We start from the raw sequence: 15,585 nt of genomic DNA, 5'->3' as shown, positions 1-15,585 counted from the left end.
TGTCTCATTAACAGACAAAGTTTTATTTCATGGCAAAGGGATAGATCCAAAATGGTTGGAGTCTATCCCTTTACTATTTTTATGGGGCTACCGCGATCCGTTACGATTACCGGGAGATAGTCCTATCAAAAGTATAAGCACCCATTTAATTCCTGTTTCCGTCAAACCATTCATCTCATAAATTAATTTTTAAAGAACAGTTGTTTGCCGTCAAAGTCAACTAATATCGGTTTCTCACGGTTCACCTCGTTGGCCAGTATTTTTTTTGCCAGATGATTCAGGACCAACCTTTGCATGGCCCTCTTAATAGGTCTGGCCCCAAACAAAGGATCAAAACCAACATCAGCCAAAAATTTCACAGCCAAATCACTCATTTCAATTTTTATTCCCTGCATTTTTAATTGTTTTGCAATTAATGCGAACTGCAACTTAACGATCTCACTAATCTCATCGCGAGTCAACGGTTTAAACATTATTATATCATCAATACGATTTAAGAATTCAGGACGGATTGTTTGCTTTAACAGTGTCATCACATCATTGCGTGTTTTTTCGGCAACTTTTTCACTAAATCCTTCGGCACCTGATTGCTCAAAACTTTTTTGTATCAGTTGCGAGCCCACATTGGAGGTCATAATAATAATCGTATTTTTAAAATCGGCGTGACGTCCCTTGTTGTCGGTCAACCGTCCTTCATCCAACACCTGCAGCAAAATATTGAAAACATCGGGATGGGCTTTCTCGATTTCATCAAGCAGAACCACAGAGTAAGGCTTCCTGCGAACCGCTTCTGTTAATTGGCCACCCTCATCATATCCCACATATCCGGGAGGCGCCCCAATCAATCGGGAAACAGAATGTCGTTCCTGATATTCAGACATATCGATCCGCGTCATTAAATCCTCATCATTAAAGAGGAACTCTGCCAAGGCACGTGCCAGCTCAGTTTTACCCACACCGGTCATCCCCAGAAAAATAAACGAACCGATTGGCCGTTTGGCATCCTGCAATCCAGCTCTACTTCTCCGAACAGCATCTGCCACTGCAGCGATGGCTTCTTCCTGTCCAATCACCCGTTTATGCAATTCATCTTCCAGTCTCAACAATTTCTGGCGTTCACTTTGCAACATGCGGGTCACAGGAATACCGGTCCATCGGCTTACAACTTGAGCGACATCCTCTGCATCAACTTCCTGCTTAATCATAGGATTTTCGCCCTGGCGGTCTGCCAGCTTTTTCTTAAGTGCTTCGATCGATGCATTGGCTTCTTTTATCCTGCCATAACGCAACTCTGCGACCTTTTCATACAGCCCTTCGCGTTCAGCCTGCTTAGCCTCTAAGCTATATTGCTCAATTTGCTCTTTATTTTTTTGAATCTGTTCGATAATCCCCCTTTCTTCCTCCCATCGAGCACGCAAAGAATTTCTTTCCCCTTTCAGGTCAGATATTTCTTTACTTAAATCGTCGACCTTCTTCTGATCACCTTCGCGACGGATGGCTTCTCGTTCTATCTCTAACTGTTTTATTTTACGTTCTATTTCGTCAATTTCTTCCGGCACCGAATTCATTTCCAGGCGCAGCTTGGAAGCTGCCTCATCAATTAAATCAATGGCTTTATCCGGCAAAAAACGATCCGTGATATATCGTTTAGATAACTCCACTGCGCCAAGAATGGCTTCATCCCGAATCCGTACTTTATGATGGTTTTCATACCGTTCCTTCAATCCTCGAAGAATTGAAATGGCGGAGGCGACATCAGGTTCGTCAACCATTACAATTTGGAAACGACGTTCCAGGGCTTTATCCTTTTCAAAATATTTCTGATACTCTGCCAATGTGGTCGCACCAATGGCTCTTAATTCCCCACGCGCCAGTGCAGGCTTAAGAATATTGGCGGCATCCATCGCCCCCTCACTCTTTCCGGCCCCCACAAGCGTATGAATCTCATCGATAAACAGAATAACTTCACCGTCACTATCCACCACCTCTTTCACCACCGATTTCAAACGTTCTTCAAACTCTCCTTTATATTTGGCACCGGCAATCAAAGCCCCCATATCAAGAGAGTAGATACGCTTGCTTTTCAAATTTTCGGGAACATCTCCATTGATAATTCGATGAGCCAACCCTTCTGCAATGGCCGTCTTACCAACACCAGGTTCTCCTATCAATATCGGATTGTTTTTGGTTCGCCGCGACAGAATTTGCAAAATCCTTCTAATTTCCTCGTCCCGCCCTATCACAGGATCTAATTTTCCTGTCCGGGCCATTTCATTAAGATCGATGGCGAAACGTCCCAAAGAGTTGTAGGATTCTTCGGCCGTCTGACTTTCTACTTTTCGACCTTTTCGTAATTCCAGAATTGCTTGTTTCAACCCTTTTTCTGAAATACCGGCATCTTTCAACATTGTTGAAACCTGACCGCCACTTCTCAAAATTCCCATGATCAGATGTTCGATGCCCGTAAATTGATCGCCCATCTCGTTGGTAAAATGAATGGCCTGTTGTAATGAGTTGTTGGCATCCCTACTCAGGTAGGCCTCACCGCCACTCACTTTCGGATACGACTCCAACATTTTATCTAATACGGAAAACGCCAAACCAGCTCCCAATTTGTTAAACAGATATCGGGGAACGTTTTCTTCTGCCTGCTGAATGCCTTTTAGCAGATGGGCATTTTCAATGGATTGATGCTGATGATTTGCAGCTATTTGAAAGGCTTGTTGAATAGCTTCCTGTGCTTTGATGGTAAATTTATCCAGATTCATAGTTGTTCACTTTTTTCACGCTTTGGGCATCAATGTTTTTGCCACAAGTTAAAACACTGTCATATTGACTGCTTTTGCCTCAAATAACATGTCATATTTTCAGCTAAGACAAAAAAATTAAAAAATGCCTATTTTAGCAATCCCTGTCAAAACCATTATTGATGCCTTTTTAACCAACAGAAGGCTTCCTTATAGCACACAGTAAAAACTTGTTTTCACAAACCTTACAATTTTACAATCCCACTGTTCTCATTTCTGTAAAATTGTAAAAAAAATATTTGTCTTATATTAAGGGTAAATAATTAATGCATAGCCCGCCAATGAAAGGATATTTCAGACAATTGCTCAAGCTCTTCGGACCAAACAGACCGATACGGTGCCTGACAATATTTTTATTTTGGTTTCTTTTCTCATGGCCTAGTATTTTTTATGCACAAATATCAGACACCATTACGATTTTCAGGAATGACACCATAATCCGGTTAATTACGCCGAAAACAATAAATAAAACAACGACTAACGAAGGACGAAAACTAGAAGAAATCCTGAAAAATCAATCTGAAAAAAACTTTTTTTCTCGCAAATTACACGAATGGCTTGTTAAGAGCAGTTTAGACTCCATTAAGGACACCATCCGTCAGCCATCCTATTTTCAGCACATTGGAAAAAAAATTGCGTGTATTCACATTCGAAGTATTCCTCCATTTGGTGCTTCCATTAACGACACATCCAGCGTTTCGGATTCGTGGCTGATAAAAATGGGAAACAAACTAAGATTTGAGACTGCCCCGGGTATAGTTTTAAAAACCCTGACATTCCAACCGGGAGAAACACTAAAAAAAACAGACATTACAGACAGTGAACGTCTGTTACGTGCTCTTTCTTTTATCAATGATACCAGAATTGTTGCCTGGACATCATCAGGTGATAACAATACCGTTAACATCAGCGTTTATGTACAAGATCGCTATCCCCTGGCTGTCTCATTAGGTTTAAAAAAACAACAACCCTCTTTTACACTGATCAACAAAAACCTGTTTGGCCGAGGCATCTACCTTTCCAACACCATTGTTACTCCCACCGCCGAAATAAGAGACTGGGGTTTCAGAGAACGCTTCGGAGCAGAAAACTTTCCCGGACAATACTTCAATTTTGATATTGATTACGCCAAAATGAATAATTTCCAGGTAGTATCCGGAAACATTGAAAAAAACTTTGTCTTGCCAGAAATAAAGTATGCAGGAGGGGCAACCATCAATCGCTCCTATATCAATCCGGGATTGAAAGACTATCCCTCACTGGAATGGGATCCAGCCCTTGATTACAGAAGACAAAATTTCTGGGCAGGGCGTTCCTTTTTACTAGGGACTTCAACCCTTCCCATTCGTAGCAACTTTTACATCATGACGCGCTACCTCGACCTAAAACTGTACAACCAAGTGGAGAACCAAGAGTTCCTGCCTGAAGGAAAATTCTATTTCGGCGGAGTTTCTTTCTCCAGAAGGGGTTATTACAAGAACAACCTCATCTATTCCTTTGGCCGCACCGAGGACGTTCCTTTCGGATCTCTAACATCTTTCAATTATGGTTTTCAAAATGGGAATGAATCCAATCGACATTACCTTGAGTTTCACCATTCCAGAGGCCAAGCGCTGATTCCCTCTAAAGGATATGTGTATGTTAGTGGTGATATAGGATCCTATTTTAAAGCCGGCAAGCCGGAACAAGGTCACATCAAACTCATGGCCGAATACATCTCTCCTCTCATCAACCTCAACACCAGCCAGTTTAGACATTTTATGGAAATTCAATATGTCAATGGTTTCAAACGGCTGCCGGGAGAATTTCTATTTATTGATGAAGACGAAGAAGGTCTCCGCCGATTTGACTTTAACCAGGCCATAAAAGGAAGTGAAAAATTAGTATTTAAAACAGAACAGGTATTTTTTACCAACATAGAACCATGGGGGTTCAAATTTGTAGCTTTTACCTTTTTCGACACTGCCTTTTTAAAAGAGAGCGATAAACAACTATTCCGTCACTCGCCCTATTTCAGTTTTGGCGGTGGATTAAGGATCAGAAATGACAACATGGTATTCAACACCTTACAAATCATGCTTGCCATAATGCCCAGAGTGCCATCAGGGGAACTACCCTTTAGTTTTCGAATTTCAGGAGAATCCTCACGAGATTTCAAAAGTTTTGTTCCTGACCAGCCCGGGTCATCCACCTACTATTAACATTCTAATTTCGCACTGCATATTTAATAATGTTCCACAACATCGACTAAACAATCTTGACAAAGTAATTATTTTTAAGGATTTATCGAATAATTATATTTTTTTGAATATCTTTGACTATAAACAAAGTCAGGGCCAACAACCCAACATTTTAAAAGAATTTTAGTACGACATGAATTCCGGAAAAACGACAACTCTAATATTGCTAACAATTATTTCTCTTTGCGCAGTTGCATTAAGTCAGCCCAACCAATCTCAACACTTCTACTCCGGTTGCATGGAGCAAATTGACGATGGCTTTATTCATAACAGCCAGCCCATGAAGGCGCTACTCACCGGTTCTGAAGTTGCGGAATTCAGAACAACTCTGTTCGAGGGAAATATTTATCGAATTGTCACCTGTTCACCGACCAACAAAAAAATATGGTTTTCAATATACGATACCAATAACAATCTACTCTTTTCCACCACACGACATAACTTCTCCTCGTCCTGGGATTTTGAAATGAAGGGAAATCTGGAATGTAAGATAGAAGCCGGACTGATGCCCGGAGAAGGCAATTCAGGCATGGCGGTAATCCTTATTGGGGTAAAAAGCCTTGGAAACCCTTCTTTGTAATCCACCATCGATAAAGGCTTAAAAATTATTCTTCTCAGAGTAGTAAGGCAACTTTTTGGTGGTAAAAAAGCAATGTTGGATTCAGAAACATCTAAAAATCAGATTTTGATTTATAGAAAACTTTCAGGATACAAATCTTAACTCGAAACGCTACATGAGTGAAGGTATTTTAAAAGCATTGATGCAGCTATTTGCGCTTATTGCTGTACCTGTTCAGGATGCAGAATCGCGTCGTAATATCGTCAGAGATTATCTCTCACTCCACCTTAATACCCAACTTATAGAAGAGTATTTGGCACTATTTGATCAGCATTGCCTGACTTTTCAAAAAAAGCTCAAGGAAAAGACCAGAGTCCCCAAACTCTATGCTGCCAGCTCAGTCAAAGTGCTTCGTATCGCTACCGCCATCAATGAAGAATTGACCCATTACCAGAAGACCATTGTCATTATCCAATTGTTGGAGTTTTTAAACTTAAGGAACTGGAGTATTTCAGACTTTGGTAATGAATTGGCTGATACCGTTGCCACCACCTTCAACATCCCAAAAGATGAATATTTTTCCATAAAACAATTCATCACCCGCCAACCCCCTGACAAAAACAAAAATTTGCTGATAATTGGCGGTTCAAAAGAAAACAGATCGGAACAACGATATCTGTTTCGGGAATTCCTTCCGGCCGATATTTATGTCCTAAACATCAAATCGATATCTTTATTTCTATTAAAAACCAGCCAAAACAGCCAACTCACCATTAATGGCCAAGTACTTATTGCTCGGCGCATTCAATATTTACGGCCGGGAGGATCCATTCGCTACAAAAACGGAAGCCCAATTACCTTCAGTGACATTGCCGCTCATTTTAATTATCAAGCCAACAAAACGCCTATTATCCTGGACGTAAGAGATGTTTCATTCAGCTTTGACAAGCTCGGGAAAGCCGGCTTACACCCCATGAGTTTCACCAGCCATTCCGGTCAGCTGGTAGGTATTATGGGAGATTCCGGGGCCGGGAAAAGCACCTTAATCAATTTGCTTACGGGCATCTACCTCCCTGCTTCAGGAGAAGTATTACTCAATGGCATTGATCTCCATTTATTTCCGGAAAAGATAAAAGGTCTTATTGGCTACGTTTCACAGGATGACCTGTTAATGGAGGATCTGACCGTATTCCAAAACCTATATTACAACACCAAACTCTGTTATGAAAACCTGAGCAATCAGGAAATTCATGACAAGGTCGATCAGATGCTTAAAACCCTTGGATTATTCGAAATCAAGGATATGAAAGTGGGCTCAAGCCTTAACAAGAAAATTAGCGGAGGACAAAGAAAACGACTAAATATAGCCCTGGAGTTGGTCAGGGAACCTTCCGTTCTATTTTTGGACGAACCAACCTCCGGATTATCATCAAGGGATTCCGAAAATATCATAGACTTGCTCAAAGATATGTCGGTCAAAGGCAAGTTGATTTTTGTGGTTATTCACCAACCCTCCTCCGAGATCTTTAAAATGTTTAACCAGTTGCTGGTTCTGGATACGGGTGGTTACTTAATTTACAATGGTGATCCCGTCGGTGCCATTAACTATTTTAAATCTTGTGTCAATCACGCCAATCGTGACGAAAATGAATGTCCGGTTTGCGGCAATGTAAATCCCGAACAAATACTCAATATAATTAATTCAAGAGTCCTTGACGAATACGGAACTCCTACTCCGGTGCGACGAATAACCCCGACCGAATGGTTTAGGATATTTAAAAATGCGCATCCATCACCCAAAAAAAAGGAAGACACCAGACTTCCATTGCCCGATATTGAATTTCGTATTCCCGATCGTCTTGGTCAATTTAAAGTCTTCTTCATCCGAGACCTAAAATCTAAACTAGCCAACCTCCAGTATCTGCTTATCAATCTCCTCGAAATGCCGGCACTGGCCCTGATCCTCGCCGGGATGTTGTTTTATTTCCAAGTAGATGAATCCAACGGTTCATACAGTTTATATAATAATCCCAACCTCGTCACCTATATCATTATCACGGTTATAATAGCCATATTTGTGGGTTTAACAGTCAGTGCTGAGGAGATTATCACTGATAAGAAAATTTTAAGACGTGAAGCCTTTTTAAATTTAAGCCGCTTCAGTTATTTGTTATCCAAAGTAGTCATTCTGGCAATCATTTCGGCCATTCAGGTGTTTCTATTAGTATGGATTGGCAATAAAATTCTACAAATTGAAGAGATGTATGGCGCCTACTGGATTGTTTTATTTAGTTCCGCAATGTTTGCCAATCTTTTGGGACTTATTATTTCTGATTCACTCAAAAAATCTGTCAACATTTACATCCTTATTCCGTTCCTAATTATCCCCCAACTGGTATTGAGTGGTGTTTTTGTATCGTACGACCGCCTCAACCCTAAATTTTCGTCAATCTCCGACATTCCATGGTATGGAGAGTTAATTACGGCAAGGTGGGCTTTTGAGGCACTGGCGGTGCATCAATTCAAAAATAATGATTACCAAAGGGAATTCTACCTCTATAATCAAATTAAAAGTGATGCCACCTATCGAATCAACTTCTGGTGTCCCTCCATGGAATCAGAACTCCGAAAGTTGGAAGATTCTAATGGTACCAATATTGACTCCACCATAGTCCAATTGCTCAACAATGAATTTGCGGCCATTCAACCAAATCTTCCTGATCAACTTCAATCATTGGCCCATACAGAAATACAAAACATACCTATAAAAGATAATATTGATCAAGCACGCCTCTATTTGAGCCAAATAAAAAAATATTTCATAGCCCTATACAATGAAGCAGACCAACGTCAGGATATCCACCGACAACATATTATTCAAAAGTATGGCAAAACGTATCTTTCATCACTGCGTGACAAGTATCATAATGAAGCTTTGGAAAGATTCGTAAGAAAAAAAGATGACTTCTTTTCAAAGCGAATCATCAGGTACAATAATCGTCTGATTCAAAAATTTGATCCCATATTCAGAAAGCCGGAACACAAATTCATAAAGGCTCATTTTCTTACCTCAACCAAAAAGATCGGACAGATCCATTTTGATACCTTTTGGGTCAATGTAGGAGTTTTATGGGCTATGAATGTTCTTCTTTTTCTTCTGCTTTATCACCAAATATTGAAGAAACTCCTTACTATGGGAAAAGGGATAATGCAAAAATTTTAAATCCCATTTTCTAAAAACAAAAAACCACAGAAGCAATTTTTCTGTGGTCCACTTTTTAAAAAACTCGTATTCTTTTATTCTTCCATTTCAATCATCTTAAAAGGCAAATTAATAATCGACTGATAATCTTCACCTGCTTCAAACATATCCTCATCATCTTCTTCATAATACCAATTCACTTGGACTCTAAAGCCCTTCTTATACAACAATTCCAGTTTTTTAAAAATATCAAGAATACATTTTGAAGAAGAAGTATTGAAATATTCCAGTTGAATGTTAATTACAGTATTTTCCTGCGGAGATTTTGCATATTGATCAATCCAGTCGATAAGCGGTTTGTAAAAATCAACTGAATTTTCGGGAATTGACCGTCCTTTAATTTCAACAAACCCTTTTTCTCCATCCAGCCTAACAAAAGGAGTTTTCGGCGTATCTTCACGAATGATTGTTTCCATAATAACTATAAATCTTTTTAACTAATATATACATCCAACGAAAAAAACACATGTTCCTCGTCATAAGGATACAAAAAATATTCGAGCTTATTTCCTGTTTTTCTCACAATATCGAGCATCCCCAGTCCTCCGCCGCCCTTTTCAGAGATCGCTTCGTTGCCCAATATATCCCGGTACAACAAACGCACCTCCTCATCCGACAACGAGTTTAATTGTTCAATTCGATCTTTAATAAAGCTGACTTTCGAACGATCAATAAAATTACCTGTAGTGATGCGAAAAAAGGAACCATCATGAACGACTATGACAATTCCAAAATTGGGTGACCCTTCTACAGAAAGACTGGCTGGTGGAGCATCTACGTGATGATACAAATTCTGCATGCATTCGACAAAAACATTGTATAGTTTTTTTCGAGTCTGTAATCTTTGTTGTTTAAGTTGCGAATTTTCTTCAACAGCCTCCAAGGCATGAGTAATCATCTCGGGTGATATGCTTCCTACATGCTTGAGAATAACATCACCCTGGAGTTTGTGAGCATACCACTCTTCGAGATTGAACCCCATCCTAATGTCTACCATTGATCCTTCGCAAAGATATTAAAATATAAATTTTAAAGCATTAATTTGCCGAAGTTTAATCAATTCTATTGGAATTATCCGTTCTCTTTGCCTCATTTTTGGTAAAGATTAAAAAAAAATTGGTTAACCATATCAAATAAATGATTAATTAAATACCGTCTCCTCCAATAAATCCACCATGTCGGTATTTCTCCTGCAAAATTTTACTATTGGGTGGAACCGAAGAAGTCAACCAAACATTACCCCCTATTACCGAATTGGAACCAACAGTAATTCTTCCAAGAATGGTCGCCTGGGCATAAATGATGACATTATCTTCTACGATAGGATGGCGGTCGATTCCTTTTATTGGATTTCCGTCTTCATCCAAAGGAAAGCTTTTGGCACCCAATGTCACTCCTTGATAGATTTTCACATGATTACCGATAATCGATGTGGCACCGATAACAACCCCGGTCCCATGATCTATGGTAAAATGGTGACCAATTCTTGCCCTGGGATGTATATCAATTCCTGTTTCTGAATGGGCCATTTCCGAAATAATTCGAGGAATCAAAGGAACGCCTAACTTCATCAGTTCATGAGCAATACGATAATTCGTTATGGCGCGAATGGCGGGATAACAAAAAATCACTTCAGCACTGCTTTGTGCTGCCGGATCGCCCAAATAGGCAGCCTCGACATCTGTAGCAAGCAAATGTCTAATTACCGGCAGTTTTTCTATAAATTTCAAGCTAATCTCAGCTGCTTTATCTTTTCTGGCCCACAAATCCTTTTTGCTCGCCATCTTACAATCAAAACACAGTCCGGCATACACCTGGTGACGCAAAAGATCATATAGTTTTTCTACATTCACCCCTTGATAATATCGGATACTCTCCGATCGGGTGGATGAATCGCCAAAATATCCCGGAAATATGATTTCTCTTAGCAAATCAACAATATCACTAAGCACCTTGGACGATGGCATGGGCTGGTCTGGCTGATGCCTGTGACATACAGACTGATATGACTCTTCACGTGATAAATTTTCTATTATATCTTTTAACCTACGTGGATATTCCATATAGCGCATACACTGTTCCTCTTTTCTTGTTCAATAACTCCAAAATCACTTTTTATTTTACCATAAACAGGAAAAATATAACATCCGTTCCAATTCTCAATCATCACTTCCATAACCCTTTGTTCTATCAACATAATCGGATTTCTCTTTTCATCTTTTTCCGATCCACTTATTAACACCCCCAATAGCATTATCGGTTCTTATTCTATCTCTTCCACGCACAATGCAAAAAGGTATTTCATAGAATTCCAATTCCTTAAGATACCTTTGATAAAGGTATTCACGCCGATTTGGATTTTCCCTGACACCATCGGTTTCCCAAGACAAATCAGGAAAACATAACAACGCCAGATCAATCTTCGAATTTCTTATGGCTTTATCCACCCAATCAGGACAGCTATTAAACACTTCCTCAAACCAGACTTTAGTAATAATCAAATAAGTATCAAAAAATATAAAGTCTTTTTGTCCTTTGGTGGCCTTCAAATAGGAATACGCTTCCATTTGATGTTTCGCAATTAATTCCACATCTTCAAATGTATACGGTCGTTGAAGGCCTTCTACATATTCCCTCGCATACTCATTAACCGCAAATCCGTTAAAATGTTTGGACAATTGTTGGGTTAATACTGATTTCCCGGTTGATTCCGGTCCTGTAAGAACAATTGAAATCATCTTTTTTTTGAATTAACTCATCCTATTTCAAGGGATCCAATATTTCCATCGCGATTTTTCATATTCCTCCCCCATTCCAGGAAACCAACCACAGCAACAAAAGTATATACCAGATACAATAAAACAGTTATTATCATTCCTTTATAAAAGTACACTCCACTACTCACAAAATCCACAACGATCCAAATAAGCCAGTGCTCAAGGTATTTTCGTGCCAGCATCCATGTAGCTATGATCCCTCCGGTAGTGGTAAAGGCATCCCAATAGGGTAAATCAGAGGAAGGAATGTCCAGCAATGCCGGCACTTTCAGCAAAATCAACAACACAAACAAATAGAGCCCGCCTCCAACAGCAAGCAACACCAGTCCCCGTCGAATTCCGGTTCTTTTTATGGCCATTTTTTTGCTTCCGGTAGCCCTACGCCCCATCCTCCAAGTAATCCAACCATACACACTAATAATCAGGTAATAAACTTGGAGGCTCATATCTGCATAAAGCCGTTCATCGAAAAAAACGATCAAATAGATAAGCGAAGAGATAAACCCCGTAGGCCAAAGCCAAATATTTTCACGAACCGACCAATAGAGGTAAACAAGAGACAGCAATGTACCGGTCAGTTCTAACCAATGATCCCATAACCACTGCATCATCATTGCTCAAAAACTTCTGAATAGGTTCTGGCATCTTCCAATAGATCCAATGCTTTGGAGAATACAGGAAGGGCAGGATTAATCGTTTGATAATACTCGCTGGTACTCCAAAGATTTCTGGCTATTAAAGCCTTAAGTTGCAGTTTTAGCCATAATTCCGATGTTTTCAACTCTTCCAGATTTGGCTCTATGCCACTTTCAATCCCTTTTTCTTTCAGCTCATTAATAAAAGCATCCTCCACCACAAAGTTTTTCAAAAAGTGGTCATAATCCGGAAACTTTTCAATCCAGCTCTTTCTCCATCGATCCAGCCATTCCATAACCATACCGTTAACTGTGCCGGATGCCACCAAGTCTCTATAATAATCGGTATAGTAGATTGTATCCATTGGAATAAACACATCAGGCACAATGCCACCGCCACCGTACACCATCCGCTTTTTGTTTAAAGTACGAAAAACCAAACTGTCGGGCATATGTATGCTATCAGGATGGATCAATTCTCCATGCTCAAAACGTTCGAATATTTCACTGTAGTATTTATTTATTCCCTTATTATAAGGTTTTTGAATACATCGTCCGGAAGGTGTATAATATTTAGCAATGGTTAGACGAATTTCTGCTCCATCCTGCAACCTGAAGGGTCTTTGAACAAGCCCTTTCCCGAAGCTTCTTCTACCCATTATCACGCCCCTGTCCCAATCCTGCACGGCCCCAGCTACAATTTCACTGGCAGAAGCAGATCCCTCATCAATCAACACTACCAAATTCCCCTCTTCCCATAATCCTCCCGAACGGGAAAAATACTCTGATCGGGGTATCGCCAAACCATCCATAAAAAGCAACAATCGGTGGTCTGGCACCAATTCATCCGCTATATCCAAAGCAGCCTTTAGATATCCACCGCCATTACCACGCAGGTCCAACACCAGATTTTTAATCCCCTGCGCCTTTAATGCTATCAAACTTTCTCTAAACTCTTGATGCGTGTTTTGGCCAAACCTTGAAATTTTTATATAACCCGTTTCAGGGCTCATAAGATAAGAGGCATCCAGGCTAAAAATGGGAATTTTATCCCGAACCACATTAAACTGCAATTCCTTTGAATCCCTTAATACCCTTATTTTAACTTCCGTTCCTTTTGGTCCTCTTAACCGTTCAAAAACATCCTGATTGGACAAGCCAATACCCGCCACATTCTCGTTGTCTATACTGGTTATTCTGTCACCGGCCTTCATGCCAACCTTTTCGGATGGCCCACCAGGAATCGTGGCCACCACCAGCAGTGTATCTTCCTGAATTAGGAATTCAATCCCAACCCCCTCAAAGTTTCCATCAAGAGGCTCATTCATAGCCTCCACCTCTTCGGACGGGATGTATACCGAATGAGGATCAAGCTGTTCCAGCATGCCTCTAATAGCATCTTCGGCTAACCCGTGAGAAGCTACACTGTCAACATAAAAAGTATTGATCAGTTGCCACGATAATTGAATCTTTTCCAGTTCCGGATCTGTCATTTGTGACTTTAACAGCGACGGAAAAAATAAAAGAAACAGAAGTATAAAGGAAAAATTTCGCATCACATGATTTTCGTATTACCTGAAATATTCAAATCGATCATTTATTCCCATTCAATGGTTGCAGGGGGCTTGGAACTAATATCATAAACCACACGGTTAACACCTTTAACCCGGTTTATAATTTCATTAGAAATCCGTCCCAAAAATTCATAAGGAAGATGGACCCAATCAGCAGTCATTCCATCAGTCGACGTCACAGCTCTCAATGCGACCACACTTTCATAGGTTCGCTCATCCCCCATTACCCCTACGGAATGAACAGGTAACAGAATGGCTCCTGCCTGCCACACCTTATCATAAAGGCCGTGGTTACGAAGTCCTTCGATGAAAATATGATCTACTTCCTGCAATAGAGCGACCTTTTCAGGAGTTATCTCTCCTACAATCCGGATGGCCAAACCTGGTCCCGGAAATGGATGACGACCAAGAATTGTTGAAGAAATATTTAATTCCCTTCCAACCCTTCGCACCTCATCTTTAAACAATAATTTAAGGGGCTCAACCACCTTCAAGTTCATCCTTTCAGGCAATCCCCCAACATTATGGTGAGACTTAATGGTTGCTGAAGGACCATTCACCGAAACGGATTCAATTACATCAGGATAGATGGTTCCTTGGGCCAGCCATTTAACCCCACTTATTTTTTGCGCTTCTGAATCAAATACTTCAATAAATACCCGCCCAATAATTTTCCTCTTTTGTTCAGGATCTGAAACACCACTCAGCTCACCCAAAAAGTGGTTTTTAGCATCTATGCCCACCACATTCAGCCCCATATGTTTGTATGAATCGAGCACCTTTTCATATTCATCCTTTCTTAAAAGACCATTATCCACAAAAAGACAGGTAAGTTGCTGACCAATGGCTTTATGAAGAAGCATGGCTGCCACTGAACTATCCACCCCTCCCGACAGGCCCAAAACCACTTTGTCGTTGCCAATTTGTTTTTTCAATGAGGCTACCGTTTCTTCCACAAAAGAAGCAGGAGTCCAGTTGCAGCGGCATCCACAGATATCCACAACAAAATTAGAAAGGAGTTGCAGCCCTTGGGTGGTATGGTATACTTCAGGATGAAACTGTATACCGTAAGTAGATTCGTTTTCAACCTTATACCCGGCCACCTCGACATCTCCTGTGCTAGCTATAATCCGAAAATTCTCCGGAAGCTTAATGATGGTATCTCCATGCGACATCCAAACCTGGGAATCATCTTCAATTTTTTGAAATAATTCATTATTATGGTCCACAAACTTAAGATTGGCTCGACCGTATTCCCTCGTATCAGAAGCTTCAACAAGTCCGCCATAATGGTGGGCCATAAATTGAGCCCCGTAACAAACCCCCAGAACAGGAATTTTGCCCTTTATTCCGTTCAGGTCGGGAACAGGAGCCTTCTTCTCTCTCACGCTAAACGGACTTCCTGAAAGGATTACTCCCTTCACGGTCTCATCCGGATGGGGAAAATGATTAAAAGGATGAATTTCACAATAGACATTTAACTCGCGAACACGTCGGGCAATTAATTGGGTATACTGCGACCCGAAATCAAGAATGAGAATTTTTTCCTGCATCGACAAAGTTTAAAAAAGAATTAATAATCAGTGCAAATATAAGTAGATTGTATCGATTTGCTGTCATCCAAGACAGAGGGATTCGGGAAACCCTCTTAATAAGGGATCAGAGGATAAACTTGCAACGTCCTAATCGTTTGATCCCAATTTGGACTCATTAGCCCTATCAGCTTCTTAC

General features: G+C 40.4%; 11 protein-coding genes. 3 read left to right on the top strand and 8 right to left on the bottom strand.

Going from position 1 to position 15,585, the window contains the following annotated elements:
- Window positions 1-182: 182 nt before the first annotated feature.
- Window positions 183-2,768, bottom strand: coding sequence for an ATP-dependent chaperone ClpB (gene clpB, locus ACT29H_RS14035; RefSeq protein WP_444822273.1), 2,586 nt, complete (start codon window positions 2,766-2,768; stop codon window positions 183-185).
- Between the two features lie 320 nt (window positions 2,769-3,088).
- Here clpB and ACT29H_RS14030 point away from each other — a divergent pair, with 320 nt between their 5' ends.
- The 3 genes from ACT29H_RS14030 (at window position 3,089) to ACT29H_RS14020 (ending at window position 8,829) form a co-directional block, all read left to right on the top strand.
- The gene (locus ACT29H_RS14030; protein ID WP_444822272.1) at window positions 3,089-5,008 is read left to right on the top strand and encodes a hypothetical protein; all 1,920 of its coding nucleotides are present in this window, start codon (window positions 3,089-3,091) and stop codon (window positions 5,006-5,008) included.
- A gap of 172 nt (window positions 5,009-5,180) precedes the next feature.
- Window positions 5,181-5,627, top strand: coding sequence for a hypothetical protein (locus tag ACT29H_RS14025; protein ID WP_444822271.1), 447 nt, complete (start codon window positions 5,181-5,183; stop codon window positions 5,625-5,627).
- Between the two features lie 154 nt (window positions 5,628-5,781).
- On the top strand, window positions 5,782-8,829 hold the full coding sequence (locus ACT29H_RS14020; protein ID WP_444822270.1) for an ATP-binding cassette domain-containing protein: 3,048 nt from the start codon (window positions 5,782-5,784) through the stop codon (window positions 8,827-8,829).
- Window positions 8,830-8,903: 74 nt separating this feature from the next.
- On the opposite strand, the gene ACT29H_RS14015 is transcribed toward ACT29H_RS14020, so the two are convergent.
- The 7 genes from ACT29H_RS14015 to guaA form a co-directional block, all read right to left on the bottom strand.
- Window positions 8,904-9,284: a DUF1987 domain-containing protein gene (locus tag ACT29H_RS14015; RefSeq protein ID WP_444822269.1), complete on the bottom strand. Its 381-nt coding sequence runs from the start codon at window positions 9,282-9,284 to the stop codon at window positions 8,904-8,906.
- A gap of 17 nt (window positions 9,285-9,301) precedes the next feature.
- Window positions 9,302-9,850: a SiaB family protein kinase gene (locus ACT29H_RS14010; RefSeq protein WP_444822268.1), complete on the bottom strand. Its 549-nt coding sequence runs from the start codon at window positions 9,848-9,850 to the stop codon at window positions 9,302-9,304.
- A 163-nt stretch (window positions 9,851-10,013) separates the two neighbouring features.
- Window positions 10,014-10,940, bottom strand: coding sequence for a serine O-acetyltransferase EpsC (gene epsC / locus ACT29H_RS14005; RefSeq protein ID WP_444822267.1), 927 nt, complete (start codon window positions 10,938-10,940; stop codon window positions 10,014-10,016).
- 141 nt (window positions 10,941-11,081) lie between these two features.
- Window positions 11,082-11,606, bottom strand: a complete 525-nt coding sequence (locus ACT29H_RS14000; RefSeq protein WP_444822266.1) for an AAA family ATPase — start codon at window positions 11,604-11,606, stop codon at window positions 11,082-11,084.
- 17 nt (window positions 11,607-11,623) lie between these two features.
- Window positions 11,624-12,259 carry a nicotinamide riboside transporter PnuC gene (gene pnuC / locus ACT29H_RS13995; protein ID WP_444822265.1) on the bottom strand — a complete coding sequence of 212 codons (636 nt, stop codon included), beginning with the start codon at window positions 12,257-12,259 and terminating at the stop codon, window positions 11,624-11,626.
- Window positions 12,256-13,773, bottom strand: coding sequence for a S41 family peptidase (locus ACT29H_RS13990; RefSeq protein WP_444822264.1), 1,518 nt, complete (start codon window positions 13,771-13,773; stop codon window positions 12,256-12,258). Before ACT29H_RS13990 ends, pnuC begins: the two co-directional genes overlap by 4 nt.
- A 104-nt stretch (window positions 13,774-13,877) precedes the next feature.
- The gene (gene guaA / locus ACT29H_RS13985; protein WP_444822263.1) at window positions 13,878-15,407 is read right to left on the bottom strand and encodes a glutamine-hydrolyzing GMP synthase; all 1,530 of its coding nucleotides are present in this window, start codon (window positions 15,405-15,407) and stop codon (window positions 13,878-13,880) included.
- Window positions 15,408-15,585: the final 178 nt, after the last annotated feature.

Origin of the sequence: Thermophagus sp. OGC60D27, assembly GCF_052400625.1 — a bacterium.
Lineage (GTDB): Bacteria > Bacteroidota > Bacteroidia > Bacteroidales > Marinilabiliaceae > Thermophagus.
This window is presented reverse-complemented; position numbering and strand designations above follow the sequence as displayed.